Source organism: Tabrizicola sp. T46, from assembly GCF_057219895.1.
In genome coordinates this window covers 1,414,065-1,436,947 of the sequence record NZ_JBXVVV010000001.1, presented here as the reverse complement: position 1 = coordinate 1,436,947, position 22,883 = coordinate 1,414,065, and the positions used below count along the sequence as shown (strand labels likewise).

The window sequence follows — 22,883 nt, the reverse complement described above, 5'->3', positions numbered from 1 at the left end:
AATGCTGCGGTGGGTTTCACCCACCCTACGCGTTGAAGACCCGGCTGGGGTGCAACTCGCCGCCCTGGTAAATGCCGATGGCGATGGCTTTTCCGCCGAGGCTGGCCCAGCCCTCGGTGCCCCAGTCGGCATGGGCGATGACCTGGCCGGGGTTACCGTTCTTCAGGCGCGTGGCACCTTCGGGGGTGGCGGGGAATTCGGGCAGGTCCCGGAGCGCCACTTCGAGGGGCAGGAGGCGGGCGTCGAGGGCATCGGTCCCTGCTTCGGCATCGATCTGCTCAAGCGTCACGCCCCGGTCGGCGCGGAAGGGGCCGGACCATTCGCGGCGAAGCCATGCGACATGGCCAAGGCAGCCAAGGGCCGCCCCAAGGTCACGCGCGATGGAGCGGACATAGCCGCCCTTGCCGCAGACCATTTCCAGGTCGAGATGGTCGGCATCCGGGCGGCCGATGACGGTGATGCTTTCCACCCAGAGCGGGCGGGGGGCGAGGTCCATCGCCTCGCCTTCGCGGGCAAGGTCGTAGGCACGTTCGCCATCGACCTTGACGGCGGAGTATTGCGGGGGGACCTGCATGATCTGGCCACGGAAGGCGGGAAGGGCGGCCTCGATCTCCAGATCGGTGGGGCGCCGGGTGCTGGTGGCGATCACGGCGCCAGAGGCGTCGTCAGTATCGGTCGCAGCACCGAAGGTCACGCGGAAGCGGTAGCACTTCAGCGCGTCTGAGATGAAGGGAATGGTCTTCGTCGCCTCGCCCAGCGCCACGGCAAGGACGCCGGTAGCGTCGGGGTCAAGCGTGCCGGCATGGCCCGCCTTCTGCGCGGAAAGCGCCCATTTCACCTTGTTGACCACGGCGGTCGAGGTCAGGCCCGCGGGCTTGTCGACCACCAGCCAGCCGGTGACGGGGCGGCCCTTCTTGGTACGTCCCATCGGTCAGCCCTGCGGGATCACGGTGCCGACGATCGGGCCCATCGGGAAACCGGCATCGTGGCGCGAAAGCTCGGGCGCGTAGAGGCGCGAGATGTTGCCGTCGAAGTAAAGCGCGTTCGGCAGGCCGAGGTCGTCGCGGAAGAGGCGGGCGAAGGCGTGGAAGTTCACCGGGTCGTTCGAGATGGCGAAGACCGCCCGGGTGCCGTCGGCGCTGACGCCCACACCGTTGCGGATATAGGTGCTGTCGCTTGCGGGCAGGAACCTGGGGTGGAGTTCACCGTCGATCACCAGCATCGGGCCGGACTGGGTGGCAAAGCGGCAGGCGGGCCCTTCGGCCTTGAAGGCGCGGCTTTCGATGACGCGGAAGCTGTCGCCCCAGCAGAAGACCCCGTTCGGCAGGAGGCCGAAGTTGCCAGGACCGTCGCGGGTGACGAGGCCGGCGGTTTCGACGCCGTTCTCGATGTACAGGCCAACCGGGTCAAGGTCGCGATGGTACATGCCGGCGTTCATCGCAAAGCCAAGCGCCTTGCCTTCGGCGGTCAGGGCGGTGTTCAGGGCGCGAAAGCTGCCATAGGCGCCGTCGGGGCCGGAGTGGAAGAGGCGGAGGTCGTCCGCCAGCGTCACTTCGCAGAGGGTGTAGGAGACCCCGTCGAAGGTCGTGTCCCGGCAGGTGGCGGCGGTGGCGGCAACGGGCAGAAGCGTCAGCGCAAGAGCAAGACGGATCATGCGTCGTCGTCCGAAGTGTCGATGTCGCGGCGGACGGCGGGGTCGGAAAAGAGGCGGCGCGTCTCGTCCAGACGGTCGAAGGTCTCGTCGGGGCGGAAGCGCAGGTCGGGGGCGTATTTCAGCGTCATGTCCTGCGCGACGCGGTGGCGCAGTTCGGCCTTGTTGCGCGCAAGGGCGGCAATCGCGGCTTCAACCGGGACGGAGCCCATCAGCGGCATGACATAGACCGTGGCGACCTTGAGGTCGGGGGAACAGGAGACCTCGCCCACCGTGATCGACATGGCGTTGAGGTCGGGATCATGGATCTCGTGCCGGTTCAGCACGTCGGAAAGGGTGCGGCGGATCAGTTCGCCGACGCGCAGCTGGCGCTGCGACGGGCCAGAGCCGGAAGGGGAGCGTTTGGACATTGCGCCCGTTTAGGCCGTTTCGGGTTCCGCTGCAACGCCGGGCTTCTCACGCTTGCGGGAAGCGGCTAGGGAGGGGGGCAAAGCGGGGGCATGAGATGAGCGATCTTCCGGGGCTGGTGGTCACAGGCGCATCGGGGCGGATGGGGCAGACGCTGATCCGTCTGGCCGGGGTGTCCGAGAAGCTGCGGCTGGTCGGCTGCGTGGAGCGTGCGGGCCACCCCTGGATCGGCCAGGACGTAGGCGAGGCGATGGGCGGACCGGCGGTCGGGGTGCGGGTGACGGATGATCCGCTGGAGGCCTTCGCGAAGGCGCAGGCGGTGGTGGACTTCACCGCTCCGGCGGCTACGGTTGAGTTCGCCGCACTCGCCGCGCAGGCGCGGGCGGTGCATGTGATCGGGACGACGGGGCTGGAGCCGGCGCATCTGGAGAAGATCGCCGCGGCTGCGCGGCATGCGGTGATCGTCAGGGCGGGGAACATGTCGCTGGGCGTCAACCTTCTGGTGCGGCTGACCCAGAAGGTCGCCGCGGCGCTGGACGCCGACTGGGATGTCGAGATCGTCGAGGCGCATCACCGGATGAAGGTGGATGCCCCTTCAGGCACCGCGCTGATGCTGGGCGCTGCTGCGGCGGCGGGGCGGGGCGTCCATCTTGAAGAGACCAGGGTCAGCGGCCGCGACGGGATCACCGGGGCGCGCGAGCGGGGCACGATCGGGTTCAGCGCCATCCGGGGCGGCGACGTGGTGGGCGAGCATGACGTGATCTTCGCGGGTGACGGTGAGCGGATCGTCCTGCGCCATCTTGCGACGGATCGGGCGATCTTTGCGCGCGGCGCATTGCGGGCGGCGGTCTGGGGGCAAGGGCGGAAACCCGGGGAATACGACATGATGGACGTCCTCGGGATTTGAGCGACTCATCCGAATCGTGGCATGACGCGTAACGTATGCGTCTGTCCCCGGAGGGGTGTCATGTTGCGCGCTTTTGTGACCGTTCTTCTCATGTCGACGCCAGTGCTTGCGGCGGCCAACGACTTTCAGCCGGTCAAGGACAAGGATGCGTTCCTGTCCCTGGTCAAGGACCGCGAACTGCGGATCACGCTTTACAACCTGTCGCTCAATGTCCTGCCCGACGGCCGGATCAAGGGCAGTGCCCTGGGCTGGGACATCACCGGGAAGTGGTCCTGGCAGGATGGCTATTTCTGCCGCGAGATGGACTGGAGCGGCATGCCCATCGACTTCAACTGCCAGCTCGTCGAAGCAAACGGCGCCGAGCGCCTGCGCTTTACCGTCGACCGGGGCGCGGGAGATTCGGCGACCTTCCGGCTGCGCTAGGGCTTGCGCGCCCGCTCGTCGACGACTTCGTCACTCCTCGCTCTGTCAGCGCCCGACGAGAAGACGAAGTCGCACGAGGCGGTGTGGTCAGAAGTCGACCGCCAGCCCCTTCTTTTCCCAATCGCCATAGCGCACGGGTTCCGGGCCGTCGCGCCCGCCGAGTTCGGGGGGCAGCGGGGCCTTGGCTGCGGCGGCCTTGCGGCGTTCTTCCGCCTCGGCCAGCGCGCGGCGGGCGGCGGGGGGAAGATCGGGGCGGTCGTCGCTGTCGGCCATGATGGGTTTCCTCTGCGTCCCCTTTGATATACGGCGCGGGAAGGCGGCAGCAAGGGGACAGGCATGGCCGAAGGGGTGGTCGCGCGGGCGACGGCGGTGGCGATCCTTGACGGGGTGCTGGGCGAAGGGCGGATGCTGTCCGACTTCGACGGCACCGGGCTTGCGCCTGCCGACCGCGCGCGGGCGCTGCGGCTGGCCGGGGCGGTGCTGCGGCATCTGGAACCCGCCGACCGCGTGCTTGATCGGCATCTCCGGAAGACCCCGCCCCTGACCGCGCGGAACGTGCTGCGGCTTGCGGTGGTCGAGCGGGCGCAAGGTGCGCCGGCGCATGGCGTGGTCAATGCAGCGGTCGAGATTCTGCGGAAGGGCAAGCGGACGGAGCATCTGGCGGGGCTGGCGAATGCGGTGCTGCGCGCTTTGCCGGAGGGCGATCTCTTTGCCGGGCTGCCGCCGCAGCGGATGCCCCGCTGGCTGCGCCAGCCGATGGTGCATGCTTATGGGCGGGACGCCGTGACCGCGATCGAGGCGGTGCAAGCGGCCGAACCTCCCTTGGACCTGACGCTTCGAGCGGGCTTTCCTCTACCAGAGGGCGAGGCGTTGCCGACCGGCAGCCTGCGCCTGCGGTCTTTCGGGCAGGTCTCGGCCCTGCCGGGCTATGCCGAGGGGGGCTGGTGGGTACAAGACGCCGCCGCCGCCTTGCCCGCGCGGCTTCTGGACCCGCGCCCGGGTGAGCGTATGCTGGACCTGTGCGCGGCACCGGGCGGCAAGACGCTGCAACTGGCCGCCGCTGGGGCAGAGGTGACGGCACTCGACATCTCGGCCCCCCGCATGGCGCGGGTCGCGGCGAACCTGGCGCGCACGGGACTGACGGCGCGGACGGTCGTGGCCGACGCGCTGGAGTGGGAGCCGGAGGTGGCGTTCGACGCGATCCTTCTCGATGCGCCCTGTTCGGCGACCGGGACGATCCGGCGGCATCCCGACCTGCCCTTCGTGAAGGACGGGTCAGAGGTTCCGGGGCTGGTTGCCTTGCAGGCCCGGCTTCTGGACCGGGCGCTCGGCTGGCTGAAGCCCGGCGGGCGGTTGGTCTTTGCGACCTGCTCGGTACTGCCGGAGGAAGGCGAGGCGCAGTTGGCCGGGGCGCTTGCGCGCCATCCGGGTCTGGCGGTGGAGCGAATTGAGGTCGCGGGGGTGGAGCCCGGCTGGTTGACCGACGGCGGGGGCATGCGTCTGCGGCCGGACTACTGGGCCGACCGGGGCGGGATGGACGGGTTTTTCATGGTACGACTGCGGGTGCCGGGCTGAAGCGGCCTGCGCGTCACTTCGGCGGGAACATCCGGTAGTAGAGCCAATCCGGCAGGAACTGCCCGCCGCGAAAGAGCCAGCTGAAAAGCGTCGGGAAGCTGATCTTGAAGCGGTCCGATTGCATGTGGCGGTACATGATCTCCGCTGCCTGTTCGGGCTCCATGATGAAGGGCATGGAGAAATCGTTCTTCGCGGTCAGCCTGGTGCGGATGAAGCCGGGATTGGCCAGCTGCACCGCGATGCCGGTTTTGCGGAGGTCGGCGTAAAGGCTTTCAGCCAGCACCATCGTCCCGGCCTTGGAGGCGGCGTAACCGATGGCTCCGGGCAGGCCGCGGAAGCCCGAGAGGGAACCTGTGATCACGACATGCCCCCTGCCCCGGGCCACCATGCCGGGCAGAACCGCCCCCACGGCGCGGACGCAGCCGGTGAAGTTGATGTCGGCCATCGCCTCGGCGCCCTTCGCGTCCCAGTCCTGGGCCCGCATCGGCCAGTAGACGCCGGCCAGGAAGACCATCCCGTCGACCTCGCCCAGCTGCGCGGCGGCGGCATTTACGCTGTCGGAGGATCCGACATCGACCGGGAGCGCGGTGGCCTTGCCGGGGAGCGAGGCGACGGCGGCAGCCAGCGTCTCGGGGTTCCGGGCCGAGAGGATCAGCTCGGCCCCCGCAGCCGAAAGCTTCTGCGCGAGTGCGAGGCCAAGCCCTTCGGACGCGCCGACGAGCCAGTAGCGTTTACCCTGGAAGGATCTCATTCGGCGGCCATGTCTGACCTGAGCTCGCCCGACTGGGCGGCCGGAGCCGGGCGCATCGTGGCGACAAGTTCAGCCACCTTGAAGCCGAACTTGCGGAACTCGGACCGGTTCATGATGGTGCCGTTGTCCATCAGGTACATCCAGTCGGTCACGTTCAGCACATGGCCTCCGGCCTCGGGCGTCAGGCGGATGCGGTAGCGCAGAAGGACGCCCGACCCCTCGACCCGGCCCGACCCTTCGCCCACCACGTCGGGGGCTGTGGCGACGATGCGGCCGCCGTCATGGAGCGCAAGCGTCCAGGCGCGGTGCTGGATGGAGCCGCTGTCGTAGTGGAAGACCTCGGCCAGGGTGCCGGTGGTGCCGTCCCATGTGCCTTCCATCCGCGCGACGAAGCGCGAGGCGACGCGGCCGGTGGGGCCGAAGATCACGCCTTCGCACTGGATCGGGCCCGCAAGGTGACGGCGGATGTCGAAGGCGGGGCCCTTCCCAGCATAGTCCGCCGGCGTCTGGGCGCGGAACGATGCATAGCGGCTGCGCAGCCAGACAAGCGCCAGCACGGCAAGCGCGCCCAGAAGGGCGGAAAGAATGGGGCTCACGTCGTGGCCTCCTTGGTCGGGCCCGGCAGGCGGGTCATGGCAAGCAGCAGGATTGCTATGACCTTCAATACGCAAGGCAGGGCCGCATAGATCAATGTCAGCGTCCAGAGCGCCTCTGGCGTGTTCCCGGAGCCGCTTTCAAAGCCCGCGGCATCAAGGGCGGGGAGGATGAAGAGGGCCGCCAGCGCCAGCGACAGCTTCGAGACGAAGGACCAGAGGCCGAAGGCGGCGGGTTCCGAGGTGCCAAGCCGGGAAAGGTGCTGCGCGAAGATCGCGGGGAGAAGGGTGAGGTCCGCGCCGAGGGCCGCGCCGGATGCAAGGCAGATCAGGGCAAAGGCGATGCCGTCGCCCGCCCCGAGCGTCAGGGTCCAGAGGAAGGCGAGGATGGCCAGCGTCATCGCCCAAAGCAGCACCGGGCGTGGCCCATGGCGGCGGGCGAGAAGGGTCCAGACCGGGGTGGAGGCGGCAGCGGCGAGGAAGAAGAGGAGGAGGAGCGGGCCTTCCCAGCCCGGGAGCATCAGGCGGCTTTCGACGAAGAAGAGAAAGAGGGTCGAGGTGACCGCGACGGGGGCCGCGTTAAGGAGCGCGATGAGGAGAAGGCGACGGGCCAAGGGATCCGCAAGGATCGGGCGGAAGATGGCGGCAAGGCCGGGCGTCGGCGCGGCGGCGCGGCCCTGCCACTGGCTCTTCATCGCCAGCGTCGCGGCGACGGCGAGGATGGCAAATAGGACCGCGAAAAGCGTGAAGGGCTGGTCAGTCAGCGGGGCAAGGGCGACCGGGGCCACCGCCGCAAGGCAGACGCCAAGAAGCGAGCCCGCCTCGCGCCAGCCGGCAAGGCGGATGTGCCCCTCCGGACCCAGAGTCTCGGCCTTTCCCACCCCTTCGGCGTAAAAGCAGATGGTCAGGAAGGAAAAGCCGCTGAAAAGCGCGGTGAGACACAGCGCGAACCACCAGATCGGCGCGACGGGCGGGGTGACGGCGAAAAGGGCAGCCAGCGCGATCACCATGACCAGCACCGCCAGCGCCACGCCAAGACGGCGGCGCGGGCGCGTCGCCTCGGCCAGCCAGCCAAGGGCAGGGTCTTGTACCACGTCGATCAGCCGCAGCGCGGCCAGCATGAACCCCATCGACGCAAGGCTGACGCCGTAGGTGTCGACGTAGAACTTCGGCGCGTGGATGTAGATCGGCAGGCCGGCCGTCGCGATCAGCGCCGCGAACAGCGACCATGCGGGGAGACGGTGAGTCATCGCAGGCACTGACCGGCGAGGAAGGGCGCTCCCCTCCTTATGCGTGGAGTCTTGCGGGGTGCCATCAGGACACGTCGTTGGCAGGCGGCAGCGGCCGGTTGTTGAAGCGGACCTTTTTCAGCCAAAGCTTCAGCGCCTGCCAGTGGATCAGCGCCAGCACGCGCCGCGATCCGAAGGGGCGGCGAAAGGCCGAGGCCAAGATACCACCGCTGGTCAGGGCCTCGCGTGGGCCGATCAGGTTGGTGAAAAGACCGCCGCCGGGTGTGGTGTAGTCGATCCAGATGCCGATCCGGTCGGGGCGGATGTCGAAGCGGAAGTCATAGCGCCCCTCGACCGGCTGGAACGGCGAGACATGGAAGATCTTCTGCGCCGTGATCGTATCCTCGCGCGAGATCGGCGCGCGGTCAGGCCGGTGGCAAAGGTAGGAATGCCGGTCGCCATAGGTATTGGTCACCTCGGCGATCACGGCACGGAGGTGGCCAAGATGGTCATAGGCCAGCCAGAAGGCGACCGGGTTGAAGACATGGCCCAGAAGGCGCGGCTGGGCCAGCAGAAGCACCCGGTCCGGCGGCAGTGCGTGCGCCTCCAGCACCTCGCGCGCCCAAAGGACACCGCTGCCCTGCCCCGGCGCGCCGCCATGGTCGGCATCGTGAAGCGACATCAGGCCAGCCCGGTTGCGGCCGAAAAGGCGCGGCGCCTCGACATGATCGGGGTCGAGAAGGATGTAGTCCACCGTATAGCGGAAGGCGTTCTTCACCGGGCCCTTGCGGCCGTGGAAGGTCTCGGCCCGGATCCGCTGGACCTGCATCAGGCAGCCAGGCGAAGGCTGTGGCGTTCGGCCATGGCCTGCACGACATCAACCGCCGAGGCGAAGCCGTCTTCGTGAAAGCCGTTGCGCATCCAGGCACCGCAGAACCAGGTGTTCATCGTGCCGTTCATCAGCCGGATCCGGTCCTGCGCGGCGAAGGCGGCCACGTCGAACACCGGATGATGGAAAGTCGTGACGTCATGGATCAGCTCGTCCCGGATCGGGCGCGAGCTGTTCAGCGTGACGAAGAGGGGGTCATCCTCCGGGATCGGCTGGAGCGAGTTCATCCAGTAAGTCAGGTCGATCCGCGTACCGGGGCCGGTCTTCGGCTCGACATAGGACCAGGACGACCAGACCTTGCGCGACTTCGGCATCAGCGAGGCGTCGGCATGCAGCACAGCCTCGTTCGGCTGGTAGCGGATGGCTGAAAGGGACTGGGTTTCGTGCGCGGACGCGTCGGACAGAAGGCGGAGCGCCTGGTCGGAATGGCAGGCAAAGACCACGTCGTCGAAAAGCTCTGCCTCCGCCTCCTCAGCCCGGATCAGGACACCGCCCGCAACGCGGCTGACGCCGGCGATGGGGCTGCCGGTCCGGATGTCCACGCCCTGCGCGGTCATCGCCGCTTCAAGCCGCCGGACATATTCGATGGAACCCCCCTGGACCGTGTACCACTGGTGCTGGCCTTCGTAGTTGAGCAGGGCATGATTGCGGAAGAAGCGCACCAGCGCCTGCGCGGGAAACTCAAGGATGCCAGAGGTCGGCGTCGACCAGATCGCCCCCGAGAAGGGCGTGATGTAATGATCGCGGAACCACGCCCCGGTGCGGAGGCGGCGCAGAAGTTCGGCAATCGTCATCGCCGGATCGGTCGCGACCGCCTCGGCGTTGCGGTTGAAGTGGACGATGTCGGACAGCATCCTCAGGAAGCGCGGGTCGAGGGCGTTCTTCCGCTGGGCAAAGATGGCATCGACCGACGCAAGGCCATATTCCAGCCGTCCGCCCTTGATCGAGGCACCAAAGCTCATGTTGCTCGGCGTGGTCGGAACCCCGAGACGCTCGAACAGGTTGACGAGGTTGGGGTAGTTCACACGGTTGAAGACGATGAACCCGGTATCGACCGGCTGGTCCTTGCGCTTGCCCGCGATGATGGTCCGGGCGTGGCCGCCAAGGCGTGGCTCGGCCTCGTAAAGGACGACGGAGTTGGACTTTGCCAGCATATGCGCTGCCGCCATCCCCGATATCCCCCCCCCGATGACAGCGATGCGGCGGGGGGTGTAGCCCGGGGTCTCGAACGGCATAAAGTGACTTCCCTTGTCTGCTTTTCTGAGTTTACGCAGGCCTCAATCTGCCGGATCACCCTGACAGTCAGAATTCCAACATGTCAAATGATGTTGACACATCGCCCTTGACAGTTTGCCAGTGTGATCCAGTTGGTTCCGGGAAAGTGATCCGTCCGGCATGAGGGTGCGTAAAAGTGCCATGATGCTAGACGCTTCAAGACCCGGTATGACGGAGCAATCCGGTCCGCCGCGCACTGCGGACCGGTCGGGATTGCCCCGGCAGAAGGAACGGGTCTTGGGCCAGGCGACGGACGGAACGGATTGGGCGGGCCTGATGATCCAGGTGCGCGACCGTCAGGACAGGGCGGCCTTTGCGGCGCTCTTTCGCCATTTCGCCCCCCGGGTGAAGGCGTTCCTGATGAAGTCGGGCGCGGGTGCCAGTCTTGCCGAGGAATGCGCGCAGGAGGTCATGGCGACGCTGTGGCAGAAAGCGCATCTATTCGACCCCGCGCGGGCATCGGTGGCGACCTGGGTCTTCACCATCGCGCGGAACAAGCGGATCGACGCGTTGCGGAAAGCACGCCGCGCCGAACCGGAGGAACTGGATTGGGGACCGGAGCCCGAGCCTGACCAGGCCGAGGCGATGGAAACCCAGGAAGAGACGGACCGTCTGGGACGCGCCTTGGCGGCCCTGCCGGAGAAACAGCGTGCCTTGATCGAAAGGGCCTTCTACGGCGACCTCTCGCACAGCGAGATTGCTGCCGAAACCGGCCTTCCCCTGGGGACAATCAAGTCGCGGATACGGTTGGCGCTGGACAAGCTGCGCCACCACATGACGTGAAGGACAAGACGGCTATGACGATACGCCACCACCTTTCGGACCAGCTGCTGATGGCCTACTCGGCCGGTCAGCTGCCCGAGGCGTTCAACCTGATCGTGGCGACCCATGTGTCGATGTGCGACGAGTGCCGTGCCCGGCTTGGCAGCTATGACGCGCTCGGCGGGGCCGTGATCGAGGATATCGAAGAGGTCGCGATGGGCGAAGCGGCGCTGGAAGCCGCGCTGGCCCGAATCGACAGTCTGCCGCAGGCAACCCAGCGCGCACCGCTGAAGGCTGCCGGCATCCTGCCCGCACCGCTGGCCGATTATGTCGGCGGCGATCTTTCCGCCGTGCGCTGGAAGCGGGTCGGCGGCGGGGTCAAGCAGGCGATCCTGCCCACCGGACGGGACGCCTCGGCGCGGCTTCTCTACATTCCGGCCGGGGTGGCGGTTCCCGACCACGGGCACAAGGGCACCGAACTGACGCTGGTCCTGCAAGGCGCCTTCGCCGACGAGAATGACCGTTTCGGCCCGGGCGACATCGAGATCGCCGACGAGGAGGTGGAACACACCCCTGTTGCGTTGGCGGGAGAGGATTGCATCTGCCTAGCCGTCACCGATGCACCCCTGCGCTTCCGCGGCGTGATCCCGCGCCTCGCCCAGCCGCTTTTCCGCATCTGATCCGGCGTCCTCAGGAATTTTCGTCGAAAATTCTTGAGGTCGCATCCGGCGGCAGGCCCGCCAGCCGCACCGCGATCACCGGCCAGTCGCCGGACAGCGTGACCTCGTCCTCGGTCAACACCAGATCGTCCCGGTCAACGCCATGCCCGTTCACCCGGCACGGCCCAAGCGCATAAAGCGCCAGCAGCCCGCCGGCCGGCAGATGATCGTTCTGCGCCACCAGAACCTCGGGCTGGGGCAGCGCCCGCGCGGTCATCACGTTGAAATCGTCGGACTGCATGCCCAGCGTTTCTGTCGCGGTCAGGGCCACGTCGCCCGGAAAGGCCACGGGCACCAGGGGCTCGCAGCGGAAATCGTAGCCTTCTCCTGACAGCCGGAAGCCCGGGCCGGAGAGGACCGTCAGGTTGCGCTCGATACCGGGAAAGACCGAGAACGGCCCGTCTTCCACCACCGCGGCCCGGCTCAGCCGCACCAGAAGCTGGCCGTCCCGCTCCAGCCGCCAAAGCTCGGTTGTGGTGCCGCGCCCGTTCTTCCAGGGCTGGCGGGTATAGTCGGCGGGAGTGAGGTGGATCATTCGGCAGCCGTGGGTCCGATGACGCGGGCCGGCGAGTCCGGTGCCAGTTCCTCAAAGTCGAAATTGTCCAGCCGCCGCGCGCGCTTCGTCGCCTTGTCGGACGAAATCTTGATCTCTTCGATATCCTTTGCCGCCTGGCCGAAGTGGCGGTCAAGGTTTTCCACCCGCGCGCCAAGGCGTTCGACGTCGGTGTAGAGGAGCGAAAGCTCACGGCGGATCGCCCCGGCCTGTTCGCGCATCCGTGCGTCCTTCAGCACCGCGCGCATCGTGTTCAGCGTGGCCATGCAGGTGGTCGGCGACACGATCCAGACCTTCGCCGCAAAGCCTTCGCGCACGAGGTCGGGGAAGTTTGCGTGAAGTTCGGCATAGACGGCTTCGGACGGCAGGAACATCAGCGCGCCATCCGCCGTCTCGCCCTCGAGGATGTACTTCTCGCTTATCGCCCGGATATGCGCGCGGACGGCACCGCGCATCAGTTGCGCGGCCTCTTGCTGCAGGCGCGGGCTGTCGGCCCGGCGCAGCGCCTCATAAGCCTCAAGCGGGAACTTCGCGTCGATGACGATGGGTCCGGGCGGGTTCGGCAGGTGGATCAGGCAGTCCGCGCGCCGCCCGTTCGAAAGCGTGGCCTGCATCGAATAGGCGTCCTTGGGCAGCGCCTTCTGCACGATGTCATTAAGCTGGATTTCCCCGAAAGCGCCCCGCGTCTGCTTGTTCGACAGGATGTCCTGCAGGGACAGGACATTGCCCGAAAGCTTCTCGATATTCGCCTGCGCCTTGTCGATCGTCTCGAGCCGCTGCTGAAGCTCTCCCAACGACCGCGCGGTGCGGGTGGAGGTGCCGTGCAAGGCCTCGGTCATCTGTCGCTGTACCTCCGCCAGCCGCTGTTCCATCACCTGCAGCATCGCCGTCTGGCTGACAGCCTGCGCTTCGGACACATGGTGCAGCCCGCCCGCAAGACGCTCCTGCCCGTCGCCAAGCTGCTGAAGGCGCGAGGCAAGCCACGAAACCTCGCGCATCAGGGGCTCTGCCGTCGCTGCCGACCGGCCCGCTGCCCGCAGGATCAGGACGAGGAAGCCGAGGAGCACGGCGACGAGGCCGCCGAGGACCAGAACCTCGGGGTCGTTCCACGCATAGGTCTGACCGAAAAGCGTGATCATCGGCGCCCGAAAAGCCGTTCGATGTCGTGAAGGCTAAGCTCCACGTAAGTGGGCCGCCCGTGATTGCACTGGCCGGACAGCGGCGTCGCCTCCATCTCGCGCAGAAGCGCGTTCATTTCCTCGGGCCGCATCTGGCGGCCGGAGCGGACCGAACCGTGGCAGGCCATGCGCGACAGGATCGCGTCGACCTTCGCACGAAGAAGCTGGCTGTCGCCGCTGTCGGCGAGTTCGTCGAGGATGTCGCGCAGCAGCGCGGCGCCGTTGACCGGGCCAAGGACGGCGGGCATTTCGCGGATGGCGACCGCTGACCCGCCGAAGGGTTCAATGGTCAGGCCCACCTCGGCCAAGGCCGGGGCCGCGTCCAGGATGCGGGCGGCATCCGCAGGCGAAAGGTCGACGATCTCGGGAATGAGGAGCGCCTGCGCTCGGACGCCGGTCTCGGCCAGTTGCCGCTTCAGCCGCTCGTAGACCAGCCGTTCGTGCGCGGCATGCTGGTCGACGATCACGATGCCGGTCGCCGTCTGGGCGACGATGTAGTTTTCATGCAGCTGCGCGCGGGCCGCACCCAGTGGGTGCTCCTCGTGCGCCTCCGCCTTCTCGTCGCCGGGTGACGTAAAAGCGGGGGCCATTGGCGCTTCGGCAAAGCCGGGGGATTGGAAGGCGAAGGCGCGGGCGATGGCCGGCTGGCTTGGCCTGTCCATCTGGTAGACGCGCGCCGGTTCGGGGCGGAAGGCCTCCAGCGTCGCCGTCCCGACGGTTGACGAGGCGCGGTGCCCTGCCCCGGTCAGCGCGGATTTGAGCGCAGTGATGATCAGGGACCGGGCGGCATCGGGCTCCCGAAAGCGCACCTCGGCCTTGGCGGGGTGCACGTTCACATCCACCCGCTGCGGATCGGCGATCAGATTCAGGACCGCGGCAGGGTGCCGGTCGCGCGAAAGGACGTCAAAATAGGCCGCGCGGAGGGCACCATGGAGCATCCGGTCAAGGACCGGGCGGCCGTTCACGAAGAGGTATTGCTGGGCCGAGGAGCCGCGCGAATAGGTGGGAAGGGCGGCATAGCCCTGCAGCCGCAGCCCCTCGCGTTCGGCGTCTATCCGAAGGGCGTTTTCGGTGAAGTCGCGGCCGATGACCGTGGCAAGGCGCGCTTGCAGCGCATCGAAAAGGTCGCCGCTCGCCGGGTCGGCGCGAAAGAGAGTGCGCGCCTCGCCCCCCGACACGTCGCGCAAGGTGAAGCCCACCAGCGGCTCGGCCATCGCAAGGCGGCGGATGACTTCGGTCACCGCCTGCATCTCGGCCCGGTCCGAGCGGAGGAATTTCAGGCGGGCGGGGGTGGCGAAGAAAAGGTCCTTCAGTTCCACCACCGTGCCGCGCGTCAGGGCGGCGGGGCGGACGGGCGACAGGCGGCTTCCTTCGCAGGTGATCTGCGCCGCCTCGCCCATCGCGCGCGAGGTGATGGTAAGGCGGCCGACCGCGCCAAGGCTGGGCAAAGCTTCTCCGCGAAAGCCGAAGCTGCGGATATCCAGCAGGTCCGACCCGTCGATCTTCGAGGTGGCATGCCGCGAAAGGGCCAGCGGCAGGTCCTCCGCCGTCATGCCGCAGCCGTCATCGGTCACCCGGATCAGCGTCTTGCCGCCGTCCGCGATATCCACCTGGATGCGGCCGGCGCCCGCGTCGAGCGCGTTTTCGACCAGCTCCTTCACAGCGCTGGCCGGACGTTCCACCACCTCGCCCGCGGCGATTCGGTTGACCGCGGCCTCATCCAGTTGGCGGATCACCGGACGCCCTTCGGCGCCCGTTATCTTGGGGGTGTGCACGGTCATGCCGCTATCTGTAGCAGTCACCCGTGAGTCGGGAAAGAACGAAACAGGACCCGCGCGGTTTCGGCTTGCCCTTTTCGGGGGGTGCGTCATATCGGGCCAAAACGGGGCCTCGGCCCGGCGACAAAGGGGACAGTGATGCAGGACATGCTGGCGCTGGCGGGCGCCAATTTGCTGACGCCGATGATCCTCTGCTTTGCCCTGGGTCTCTTCGCGGCCCTGGCCCGCAGTGAGCTGACGATCCCCGAGGCGGTGGCGAAGGGGATGTCGATCTACCTTCTGTTCTCGATCGGCTTCAAGGGCGGGGTCTCGGTCGCCGATCATGGCCTCGACGGGCGGCTGGTCGCGGCGCTGCTGGCGGGGGTGGTGCTGTCCTTCGTCATCCCCTTCGCGGCCTTTGCCCTGCTGAAAGTGATGACCCGGCTTTCTGCCACCGATGCCGCCGCCGTGGCCGCGCATTACGGGTCGATCTCGATCGTGACCTTCGTGACCGGGACATCGGTCGTCCAGGGCGCCGGGTTGACCCCCGAGGGCTACATGGTCGCCGTTGCAGCGGCGATGGAGGCGCCGGCGATCATCTCGGCGCTCTACCTCGCCTCGCGCGGCGGCGCGCGGGCAGAGAAGATGGATGCCGACCTCTGGCGCGAGATCCTCTTGAACGGGTCCATCGTCCTTCTGGTCGGGTCGTTCCTGATCGGGATGGTGACCGGGCAGGGCGGGATGGCGCGGATCGAGGCCTTCATCGTGGCGCCCTTCCAGGGGGTGCTTTGCCTGTTCCTCCTCGACATGGGGCTGGTCGCGGGGCGGGGGATGCGGAATGCAAAGGGGGTGCTGACGGGGGGTGTGCTGGCCTTTGGCCTTGTCATGCCGGTCGTCGGGGCCGCGTTCGGGCTGGCGGCGGGGCTGCTTCTGGGCCTGTCGACCGGGGGGGTCGCGCTGATGATGGTGCTGGCCGGGTCGGCATCCTATATCGCTGTCCCCGCCGCAATGCGGGTGGCCTTGCCGGACGCCAACCCGTCGGTCTACCTGACGCTGTCGTTGGGGGTGACCTTTCCGTTCAATCTGGTGATCGGTATTCCGGCCTGGGTGGCCGTGGCGACGGCTGTGGGGGGCTGAGGCGATGCAGACATACAAGGCGAAGCGGGTGGAGATCATCATCGAGGCGCCGATGGAGGGGCGGCTGACCTCGGCCCTCGAAAAGGCGGGGGTGACGGGGTTCACGGTGCTGCCGGTCCTTGGCGGCTCGGGCCGGTCGGGACGGTGGACGCGGGAGGGGCAGGTCGGGCGGGCCGGGATGGTCTCGGTCGTCTGCCTCGTCCGGCCGGAGCGGCTGGATACGCTCCTCGAGGCGGCCTTCACGGTGGTGGAGCGGCATATCGGGGTGATCGGGGTCACCGATGCCGAGGTCCTGCGGGCGGAGCGGTTCTGAGGGGCTGACCACAGTGGTCAAAATGGGATTTTTGTTTATTATCAATATTATGATCGTGGGCGTTAGGGGTTTGTTAAGAGGTTGATTTCCGGCAGCCCCCACCCCATCCCCTTCCCACGAGGCGGACGGGAGACGACCGGCTGTCACCCCGCGCGAAAGGTCTGGCGGTGCGCTGCGCTGTAGCGCACCCTACGGGGCGTCAGAGGGGCGGGGGGTGCCGGGCTGAAGCCCGGCCTACGGGGGTTATGGAAACGGCGATGACGGGTGAGGTTCTGCTGCTGGGTGCGACGGGGACCATCGGGCGGGCCACGGCGGGGGCTTTGCGGGAGGCGGGGTTCGACGTGGTGGCGCTGGTGCGTCCGGGGAGTGCCGTGCCGCCCGGGTGCCGGGCGGTCGAAGGGCGGGTGACCAAGCCTGCGGATGTGGCGGCGGTGATGCGGGCGGTGCTGCCTGCGGCGGTCCTCTCTTGCCTGGCCAGCCGGACGGGGGCACCTGCGGATGCCTGGGCGGTGGATCATGCGGCGCATTCGCTGGTGCTGCGCGAGGCGGTGGCGACCGGTGTGGGACGGTTCGTCCTTTTGTCGGCGATCTGCGTGCAGAAGCCGGTGCTCGAGTTCCAGAAGGCGAAGCTGGCCTTCGAGGCGGAACTGACGGCGAGCGGCCTGACGTGGTCGATCGTGCGGCCGACGGCTTACTTCAAGTCGCTATCGGGTCAGGTGAAGCGGGTGCAAGAGGGGCGGTCTTTCCTGGTCTTCGGCGACGGGCGGATGACGGCCTGCAAGCCGATTTCGGACCGGGACCTCGGGCGGTATCTGGCCCTCTGCCTTACCGACGCGGACAAGGCCAACCGCATCCTGCCCATCGGGGGGCCGGGGCCTGCGATCACCAACCTGGATCAGGCTGCGATGCTGGAGCGGCTTCTGGAGCGGACGGTGCCGATCCGGCGGGTGCCGGTGGCGATGATGGATGCGATCATCGGCGGGCTGTCGCTGGCGGGGAAGGTGTCACCCAAACTGGCGGCGAAGGCGCAGCTTGCGCGGATCGGGCGATACTATGCGACCGAGTCGATGCTGGTCTGGGATGGAACGCGCTACAGCGCCGAGGCGACGCCGGAGTTCGGGAACGACCGGCTGGAGGATCATTACGCCGCGATGCTGCGGGGCGAGGTGGGCGACGACCTTGGCGCGCATTCGATGTTCTGACGCGCCGGTCGACGAATTTTCTGCGAAAATTCGGGGGTTCGAGTTTTCGCAGAAAACTCGTGGGGCGGGCGGGTCAGAGACCTGTAGGCTGACCCACGACCACGAAATGCAGCGCGTCCGGCTGGTAGAGGCGTTTCGCCACGCGGCGGATATCCTCCATCGTGACCGCCTCGATCTTCGCGTTGCGCGTGACCGGATAGTCGATCGGCAGGTCGTCCATCTGCATGCCGACGAGGATGCTCGCGATGTTCGCGTTGCTGTCGAAGCGCAGGGGGTAGGAGCCGGTGAGGTAGGTCTTGGTCGTCGCCAATTCTTCCTCGGTCAGCCCTTCGGCGGCGATCTTCGCCCATTCGGCCCGCAGGACCGCAATCGCCTCGGCCACCTTGTCGTTCGAGGCGGAGAACTGGCCAAGATACATCTCGGCATGGTCGAGGGTGACAAGGTAGCTGCCGATGCCGTAGGTGAGGCCCCGCTTTTCGCGGATCTCCGACATCAGCCGCGCGGTGAAGCGGCCTCCGCCCAGGGCTTCGTTCAGGATGAAGGCGGCGAAGAAATCCGGGTCGTCGCGCGCGATGCCGACATGACCGAAGAGGACCGTGGATTGCGGCGTCGGGAAGTCGATGACATTGACGCCGGGTTCCAAGGCCCAGGGCGCACGGTCCGGCATCGGCGTGCCGGTGGCGGGGAGGTCGCCGAAAAGCTGGTCGAGAAGGGTGCCGAGGTCCTCGGCGGTGATGTCCCCGGCGGCGGCGACATAGATCCGGTCGCGGGCGAGAGCGCCTTCATGGGCGGCGATGATGTCGTCGCGGGTGAGCGCGGTGACAGTCTCGATCGTGCCGTCGCCGGTGGAGCCATAGGGGTGATCCCCGAAGGCGAGCTGGTAGAACGAGCGCGACGCGAGCGTGTCGGGGTCCTTTTCATCGGACCGCAGGTTCGAGAGCACCTGTTCGCGCACCCGGTCGATGGCGGACTGGTCAAAGCGGGGGTTGACCAGCGCCTCACGCAGGAGGGTGATGGCCTGATCGCGGTTTTCGGTCAGGAAACGGGCGGAGACGCTGACGGCATCGGCATTGGCATCAAAGCCGAACTCGGCAGCCAGCCCGTCGCGCGCCTCGGCGAAGGCGCGGCTGTCCATGTCGCCGGCCCCCTCCTCGATCAGCGCGGTCATCAGGTTGACCGCGCCACGCTTGCCCGGGGCATCAAGCGCGGTGCCGCCGCGGAAGCGGATTTCAAGGGCGGTGAAGGGGATGTTGTGATCCTCGACCAGCCAGGCGGTGATGCCGCCGGGCGAGGTGACTTCCTTGATCTGCATGTCGGCATTGGCCGGCAGCGCCAGGGAGATTGTGGCGAAGAAGGTGATGAAAAGGGCGCGGAGCATCAGTTGCCTTCTTCCTGAAGCGCAGGTTCGACGGTGGCGGCGGGATCGGCGGCAGAGGCTGCAACGGGTTCGGCATCGGGGCGCACCAGCCAGCCGGTCACGGCATTGCGGCGGTCGAAGACCATTTTGGCGGCGGCCATCACATCAGCCTCGGTCACGGCGGCAAGCGCCTCGTCCCAGCTTTCGATGTCTTCCAGCGTCAGGCCGATGGAGAGGCCTTCGCCGTAGCGGCGGGCGAGGGCGTTCACGTCGTCGCGGGAATAGATATCGCCGGCGCGGACCTGGGTGCGGATGCGTTCCAGCGCGGCCGGGTCGGGGCCGGTTTCAAGGAATTCGGCGATGACGCGGTCCATCTCGGCCTCGGCGGTTTCGAGGGAGACGCCGGGCGAGGGGACGACGATCAGGCCGAAGGTTGCGTCGTCGATCGAGGTCCCGTCGTAGAAGGCGGCCGAGTAGACGGCGGTCTGGCTGTCGAACTGAAGCGCGCGGGGCAGGACAGAGGTCTGGCCCGAACCGCCCAGAAGTTCGGCCAGCACAGTCAGGGCAGCCGCGTCCTTCTGGTTGCCGGGATCACGTTCGGGGGCAAGGTAGGTGCGGAAGATATAGGGCTCCGAGACGCGTTCGTCGGCCAGCGTGATGCGGCGTTCGGCGAGCTGCGGGGGTTCCTGGGGCCGTTCGCGGGGGACGATGCCTTCGGAGGGTTCGATCTGGCCATAGTGTTCCTGAGCGAGCGCCTTCACCTCTTCGGGGTCGACATCGCCGGCGATGACCAGCGTGGCGTTGTTCGGGGCGTAGAAGCGTTCGTAGTATTCCAGCGCGTCTTCTCGGCTGAGCTGTTCCATCTCGTGCCGCCAGCCGATGATCGGGATGCCGTAGGGATGGTTCTGGAACTGGGCGGCGCGCATCTGTTCGCTGAGGAGCGCGCCGGGGTTGGAATCGGTGCGCTGATAGCGTTCCTCGATGATGACCTGGCGTTCGGTGTCCACGTCATCCTGCAGGAGGCGCAGGTTGCGCATCCGGTCGGCCTCCATCTCCATCACCAGCGGCAAGCGGTCGGCGGCGACGCGCTGGAAATAGGCGGTGTAGTCCCAGGAGGTGAAGGCGTTATCATCGCCGCCCTGCGCCTCGACGATGGCGGAGAACTGGTTCGGGCCGATGGTGTCGGTGCCCTTGAACATCAGGTGTTCGAGGAAATGCGCGATGCCGGAATGGCCGGGGGGTTCATCGGCGGCGCCGACGCGGTACCAGATCATCTGGACGACCACGGGCGCGCGGTTGTCTTCGATCACCACGACCTCAAGGCCGTTGTCGAGGGTGAAGCTGGTCACCGGCTCGGCGGCGGCGGGCAGGGCGGCGGTCAGGGCCAGCGCGAAGACGGCGCCGGGGCCGAAATGTCCGGACATCGGGATCTCCCAGGTTTCTCGGGGATAAGTGCAGAGCCCGGCGCCGCATTCAAGCGGGGGCCACGGGGATGTTACTCTTCGCCTTCCTGGCGCGGCGGGGCGGAAGGGGTGCGAAGGCCAGCGGCGCGCCAGCGGGCGAGTTCGGACTGCTGGTCAAGGCGCTGGTCGGCGTAGGCCTTGTAGTAGACGTTCACGTTGAACCAGCGTTCGAGGACGCGGCCGTTGTTGTCGCGGCGCCACTGAAGGTCTTCGGCGGCGAGGGTGCTGCGGATGCCCTGGTCGACGCCGTAGCGGGCGGCATGGGCGTAAAGCGCGGAATCGCCCGAGGGGATGCCGTTCGAGGCCCCGGGCTTGCCGCCGAGCGCGAGAATGGCGTCGGCCTCGGGGTTGGGGTCCGCGAGGTTCACGCCGCCGGGCGTCGGCTGGGGAAGCTCGGCCAGGTTTTCCGGCATGGCGAGCGGCTTCGGCGGGACGATGCCGAATTCGTCCGGGCCTTCGCCGGAGGAGAGGTTCATCAGCTCGGGCTCGCCGCTGGCGCAGGCGGACAGCACAAGCATCGCCGCAAACGCGATGACTGCCGTGCCCTTAGCCGATTGCATGCCTACCTCCGAAGCCGTCTTTCGCCCCCTCTTAGCCTAAAGCGCCCCGGTCGTCACGGGTATTCAACGCCGCGGCGGGGTGGGTTTTCCGGTCTTCGGCGGGTTTCCCGCAAAGAGCACCAGACCGACCGCGCCGATGAAGATCGAGATGTCCGCGACGTTGAAAGCATAGGGATTTTCGATCCCGCAGCAGGACATGTTGAGGAAATCCGCCACCGCGCCATAGACGATCCGGTCGATCACGTTTCCGAGTGCGCCGCCGACCAGAAGTCCGCCCGAAACCTCGGCCTTCCAGTTGCCGCGTTCGCTGCGCATCCACCAGACGACCCAGGCCGAGATGACAAGCGCGATCGTGATCAGGACCCAGCGGGTGATGTCGCTGTCGCCGGAGAATAGGCCGAAGTTGATGCCCCGGTTCCATGCCATGCGGAAGACGAGGAACGGGGGAAAGACGTCGATCTCACCCTTTTCGATCAGGTTCAGGGCATGGACCACGACGAATTTCAGCGCCTGGTCCAGGACGAAGATGATGGCTGCGGTGATCCAGAAGCGGCGCATGGGGATCAGTGCCGGAAATGGCGCATGCCGGTGAAGAGCATCGCAAGGCCCCGTTCGTCGGCGGCGGCGATCACCTCGTCGTCCCGCATCGAGCCGCCGGGCTGGATGATCGCGGTCGCCCCGGCCGCGGCCGCGGCGATCAGGCCGTCGGCGAAGGGAAAGAAGGCGTCGGAGGCCACGACCGACCCTTGGGTCAGGGGGGCAGGCAGGCCCAGCGCCTCGGCCATGTCCTGCGCCTTGCGGGCGGCGATGCGGGTACTGTCGATGCGGCTCATCTGGCCGGCACCCACCCCGACCGTCGCGCCGTCCTTCGCATAGATGATGGCGTTCGACTTCACGTGCTTGGCGACCGTCCATGCAAAGCGGAGGTCGTGGAGCTCCGCCTCGGACGGTGCGCGTTTGGTGACGACCTTGAGGTCGGTGGGCGAGATCTGGCCGGAATCGCGGTCCTGCACGAGGAAGCCGCCCGCCACCTGCCGGAAGGCAAGTCCCCGGGCGCGCGAGTCCGGGAGCGCGCCTGTGGTCAGGAGACGGAGGTTCTTTTTCGCCGCAAAGATCGCCTTCGCCTCATCGGTCGCGTCGGGGGCGATCACGACCTCGGTGAAGATCTTCACGATCTCTTCCGCCGTCGCGGCATCAAGGGTCTGGTTCAGGGCGACAATCCCGCCGAAGGCCGAGGTCTGGTCGCAGTTGTAGGCGCGGACATAGGCCTCGGTCAGCGAGGCGGCGCTGGCCACGCCGCAGGGGTTGGCATGCTTGATGATCGCGCAGGCGGGGCCGTGGCCGAGTTCGGCGACCAACTCGAAGGCGGCGTCGGTGTCGTTGATGTTGTTGTAGCTGAGCTCCTTGCCCTGCCATTGCCGTGCGGTCGCGACCCCGGGGCGGCGGCTGCCGTCGGTGTAAAAGGCTGCGGACTGGTGGGGGTTCTCGCCATAGCGCAGGGGCTGCATGAGCTTGCCGGCGAAACTGCGGTAGCGGGGGGTCGCTTCGCCGATCTCGCCTGCAAGCCAGGTGCTGACGGCGGTGTCATAGGCGGCGGTGCGGGAATAGGCGGTCAGCGCAAGGCTTTGGCGGAAGGCAAGCGTGGTCGCCCCGTCATGGGCGCGCATCTGGTCCAAAAGGGCGGCATAGTCGACGGGATCGGTGACCACGGTGACGAAGCGGTGGTTCTTCGAGGCTGCCCGGATCATCGCGGGGCCGCCGATGTCGATATTCTCGATGCAGGTGGCGTGGTCGGCGCCTTTCGCGACCGTCTCTTCAAACGGGTAGAGGTTCACGATCAGCAGGTCGATCGGCTGGATGCCGTGGGCGGCCATGGCCAGCAGGTGTTCGTCATCATCGCGCAGCGCCAGCAGCCCGCCATGCACATTGGGGTGCAGGGTCTTGACGCGGCCGTCCATCATCTCGGGGAACCCCGTCACATCCGACACGTCGCGGACGGCAAGGCCCGCCGCGCGCAGCATTCCGCTCGTGCCGCCGGTCGAGATCAGTTCCACCCCATAGCCGGCCAGGGCGCGGGCAAGGTCCAGAAGGCCGGTCTTGTCCGAGACCGAGATCAGCGCGCGGCCGATGGGAACGAGGTTGGTCATGGGGCGGGTCCTGTCGCTTCGGGCCTGACGTTCC

Annotated in this window: 25 protein-coding genes; 8 read left to right on the top strand and 17 right to left on the bottom strand. The window is 67.4% G+C overall.

What is annotated here, in order from left to right; genetic code table 11:
• Positions 1-25: 25 nt before the first annotated feature.
• From truB to rbfA, 3 genes are read right to left on the bottom strand one after another with little or no spacing between them, the layout of a single operon-like run.
• Positions 26-928: a tRNA pseudouridine(55) synthase TruB gene (gene truB / locus AC2D9V_RS07145; RefSeq protein WP_484713336.1), complete on the bottom strand. Its 903-nt coding sequence runs from the start codon at positions 926-928 to the stop codon at positions 26-28.
• A gap of 3 nt (positions 929-931) precedes the next feature.
• Positions 932-1,654: a phosphodiester glycosidase family protein gene (locus AC2D9V_RS07140; protein WP_484713335.1), complete on the bottom strand. Its 723-nt coding sequence runs from the start codon at positions 1,652-1,654 to the stop codon at positions 932-934.
• The gene (rbfA, locus tag AC2D9V_RS07135; RefSeq protein ID WP_484713334.1) at positions 1,651-2,061 is read right to left on the bottom strand and encodes a 30S ribosome-binding factor RbfA; all 411 of its coding nucleotides are present in this window, start codon (positions 2,059-2,061) and stop codon (positions 1,651-1,653) included. Before rbfA ends, AC2D9V_RS07140 begins: the two co-directional genes overlap by 4 nt.
• Positions 2,062-2,156: 95 nt before the next feature.
• Between rbfA and dapB the strand changes: the two genes are divergently transcribed.
• Both dapB and AC2D9V_RS07125 read left to right on the top strand, forming a co-directional pair.
• Positions 2,157-2,966, top strand: coding sequence for a 4-hydroxy-tetrahydrodipicolinate reductase (gene dapB, locus AC2D9V_RS07130; protein WP_484713333.1), 810 nt, complete (start codon positions 2,157-2,159; stop codon positions 2,964-2,966).
• A 60-nt stretch (positions 2,967-3,026) separates the two neighbouring features.
• Complete coding sequence (locus AC2D9V_RS07125) at positions 3,027-3,389, top strand: dihydrodipicolinate reductase (RefSeq protein WP_484713332.1); 363 nt, start codon at positions 3,027-3,029, stop codon at positions 3,387-3,389.
• Positions 3,390-3,476: 87 nt separating this feature from the next.
• On the opposite strand, the gene AC2D9V_RS07120 is transcribed toward AC2D9V_RS07125, so the two are convergent.
• On the bottom strand, positions 3,477-3,662 hold the full coding sequence (locus AC2D9V_RS07120; RefSeq protein ID WP_484713331.1) for a DUF1674 domain-containing protein: 186 nt from the start codon (positions 3,660-3,662) through the stop codon (positions 3,477-3,479).
• Between the two features lie 63 nt (positions 3,663-3,725).
• Between AC2D9V_RS07120 and AC2D9V_RS07115 the strand changes: the two genes are divergently transcribed.
• Positions 3,726-4,964 (top strand): RsmB/NOP family class I SAM-dependent RNA methyltransferase, encoded by a 1,239-nt coding sequence (locus AC2D9V_RS07115; RefSeq protein ID WP_484713330.1) that lies wholly within the window; start codon positions 3,726-3,728, stop codon positions 4,962-4,964.
• Positions 4,965-4,977: 13 nt separating this feature from the next.
• Here the strand turns inward: AC2D9V_RS07115 and AC2D9V_RS07110 are convergent, their stop codons facing one another.
• From AC2D9V_RS07110 to AC2D9V_RS07090, 5 genes are all read right to left on the bottom strand, one after another.
• Complete coding sequence (locus AC2D9V_RS07110; RefSeq protein ID WP_484713329.1) at positions 4,978-5,715, bottom strand: SDR family NAD(P)-dependent oxidoreductase; 738 nt, start codon at positions 5,713-5,715, stop codon at positions 4,978-4,980.
• The gene (locus tag AC2D9V_RS07105; RefSeq protein ID WP_484713328.1) at positions 5,712-6,311 is read right to left on the bottom strand and encodes a DUF3833 domain-containing protein; all 600 of its coding nucleotides are present in this window, start codon (positions 6,309-6,311) and stop codon (positions 5,712-5,714) included. The genes AC2D9V_RS07110 and AC2D9V_RS07105 overlap by 4 nt, the downstream gene beginning before the upstream one ends.
• The gene (locus AC2D9V_RS07100) at positions 6,308-7,558 is read right to left on the bottom strand and encodes an MFS transporter (RefSeq protein WP_484713327.1); all 1,251 of its coding nucleotides are present in this window, start codon (positions 7,556-7,558) and stop codon (positions 6,308-6,310) included. Before AC2D9V_RS07100 ends, AC2D9V_RS07105 begins: the two co-directional genes overlap by 4 nt.
• Positions 7,559-7,622: 64 nt before the next feature.
• Positions 7,623-8,366 carry a DUF1365 domain-containing protein gene (locus tag AC2D9V_RS07095; protein ID WP_484713326.1) on the bottom strand — a complete coding sequence of 248 codons (744 nt, stop codon included), beginning with the start codon at positions 8,364-8,366 and terminating at the stop codon, positions 7,623-7,625.
• On the bottom strand, positions 8,366-9,661 hold the full coding sequence (locus AC2D9V_RS07090) for an NAD(P)/FAD-dependent oxidoreductase (RefSeq protein WP_484713325.1): 1,296 nt from the start codon (positions 9,659-9,661) through the stop codon (positions 8,366-8,368). Before AC2D9V_RS07090 ends, AC2D9V_RS07095 begins: the two co-directional genes overlap by 1 nt.
• A 277-nt stretch (positions 9,662-9,938) precedes the next feature.
• Here AC2D9V_RS07090 and AC2D9V_RS07085 point away from each other — a divergent pair, with 277 nt between their 5' ends.
• Positions 9,939-10,484 carry a sigma-70 family RNA polymerase sigma factor gene (locus tag AC2D9V_RS07085; RefSeq protein WP_484713324.1) on the top strand — a complete coding sequence of 182 codons (546 nt, stop codon included), beginning with the start codon at positions 9,939-9,941 and terminating at the stop codon, positions 10,482-10,484.
• A 14-nt stretch (positions 10,485-10,498) separates the two neighbouring features.
• Positions 10,499-11,143, top strand: a complete 645-nt coding sequence (locus AC2D9V_RS07080; RefSeq protein WP_484713323.1) for a ChrR family anti-sigma-E factor — start codon at positions 10,499-10,501, stop codon at positions 11,141-11,143.
• Positions 11,144-11,153: 10 nt separating this feature from the next.
• Here AC2D9V_RS07080 and AC2D9V_RS07075 read toward each other — a convergent pair whose 3' ends face one another.
• From AC2D9V_RS07075 to mutL, 3 genes are read right to left on the bottom strand one after another with little or no spacing between them, the layout of a single operon-like run.
• Positions 11,154-11,717 carry a HutD/Ves family protein gene (locus AC2D9V_RS07075; protein WP_484713322.1) on the bottom strand — a complete coding sequence of 188 codons (564 nt, stop codon included), beginning with the start codon at positions 11,715-11,717 and terminating at the stop codon, positions 11,154-11,156.
• Complete coding sequence (locus tag AC2D9V_RS07070) at positions 11,714-12,874, bottom strand: DNA recombination protein RmuC (protein ID WP_484713321.1); 1,161 nt, start codon at positions 12,872-12,874, stop codon at positions 11,714-11,716. The genes AC2D9V_RS07075 and AC2D9V_RS07070 overlap by 4 nt, the downstream gene beginning before the upstream one ends.
• A complete protein-coding gene (mutL, locus tag AC2D9V_RS07065; RefSeq protein WP_484713320.1) occupies positions 12,871-14,694 on the bottom strand; it encodes a DNA mismatch repair endonuclease MutL in 1,824 nt (607 codons plus the stop codon). The genes AC2D9V_RS07070 and mutL overlap by 4 nt, the downstream gene beginning before the upstream one ends.
• A 135-nt stretch (positions 14,695-14,829) precedes the next feature.
• On the opposite strand from mutL, the gene AC2D9V_RS07060 reads away from it, so the two are divergent.
• From AC2D9V_RS07060 to AC2D9V_RS07050, 3 genes are all read left to right on the top strand, one after another.
• Positions 14,830-15,807, top strand: a complete 978-nt coding sequence (locus tag AC2D9V_RS07060; protein WP_484713319.1) for a sodium-dependent bicarbonate transport family permease — start codon at positions 14,830-14,832, stop codon at positions 15,805-15,807.
• A gap of 4 nt (positions 15,808-15,811) precedes the next feature.
• Positions 15,812-16,120: a P-II family nitrogen regulator gene (locus AC2D9V_RS07055; protein ID WP_484713318.1), complete on the top strand. Its 309-nt coding sequence runs from the start codon at positions 15,812-15,814 to the stop codon at positions 16,118-16,120.
• A 257-nt stretch (positions 16,121-16,377) separates the two neighbouring features.
• Positions 16,378-17,322, top strand: a complete 945-nt coding sequence (locus tag AC2D9V_RS07050) for an NAD(P)H-binding protein (protein ID WP_484713317.1) — start codon at positions 16,378-16,380, stop codon at positions 17,320-17,322.
• A 73-nt stretch (positions 17,323-17,395) separates the two neighbouring features.
• Here the strand turns inward: AC2D9V_RS07050 and AC2D9V_RS07045 are convergent, their stop codons facing one another.
• From AC2D9V_RS07045 to purH, 5 genes are all read right to left on the bottom strand, one after another.
• The gene (locus tag AC2D9V_RS07045) at positions 17,396-18,700 is read right to left on the bottom strand and encodes a M16 family metallopeptidase (RefSeq protein ID WP_484713316.1); all 1,305 of its coding nucleotides are present in this window, start codon (positions 18,698-18,700) and stop codon (positions 17,396-17,398) included.
• On the bottom strand, positions 18,700-20,103 hold the full coding sequence (locus tag AC2D9V_RS07040) for a M16 family metallopeptidase (protein ID WP_484713315.1): 1,404 nt from the start codon (positions 20,101-20,103) through the stop codon (positions 18,700-18,702). The genes AC2D9V_RS07045 and AC2D9V_RS07040 overlap by 1 nt, the downstream gene beginning before the upstream one ends.
• A 71-nt stretch (positions 20,104-20,174) precedes the next feature.
• Positions 20,175-20,702: a DUF3035 domain-containing protein gene (locus AC2D9V_RS07035; protein WP_484713314.1), complete on the bottom strand. Its 528-nt coding sequence runs from the start codon at positions 20,700-20,702 to the stop codon at positions 20,175-20,177.
• Positions 20,703-20,765: 63 nt separating this feature from the next.
• On the bottom strand, positions 20,766-21,260 hold the full coding sequence (lspA, locus tag AC2D9V_RS07030) for a signal peptidase II (RefSeq protein WP_484713313.1): 495 nt from the start codon (positions 21,258-21,260) through the stop codon (positions 20,766-20,768).
• Between the two features lie 5 nt (positions 21,261-21,265).
• Complete coding sequence (gene purH, locus AC2D9V_RS07025) at positions 21,266-22,849, bottom strand: bifunctional phosphoribosylaminoimidazolecarboxamide formyltransferase/IMP cyclohydrolase (protein ID WP_484713312.1); 1,584 nt, start codon at positions 22,847-22,849, stop codon at positions 21,266-21,268.
• Positions 22,850-22,883 lie beyond the last annotated feature (34 nt).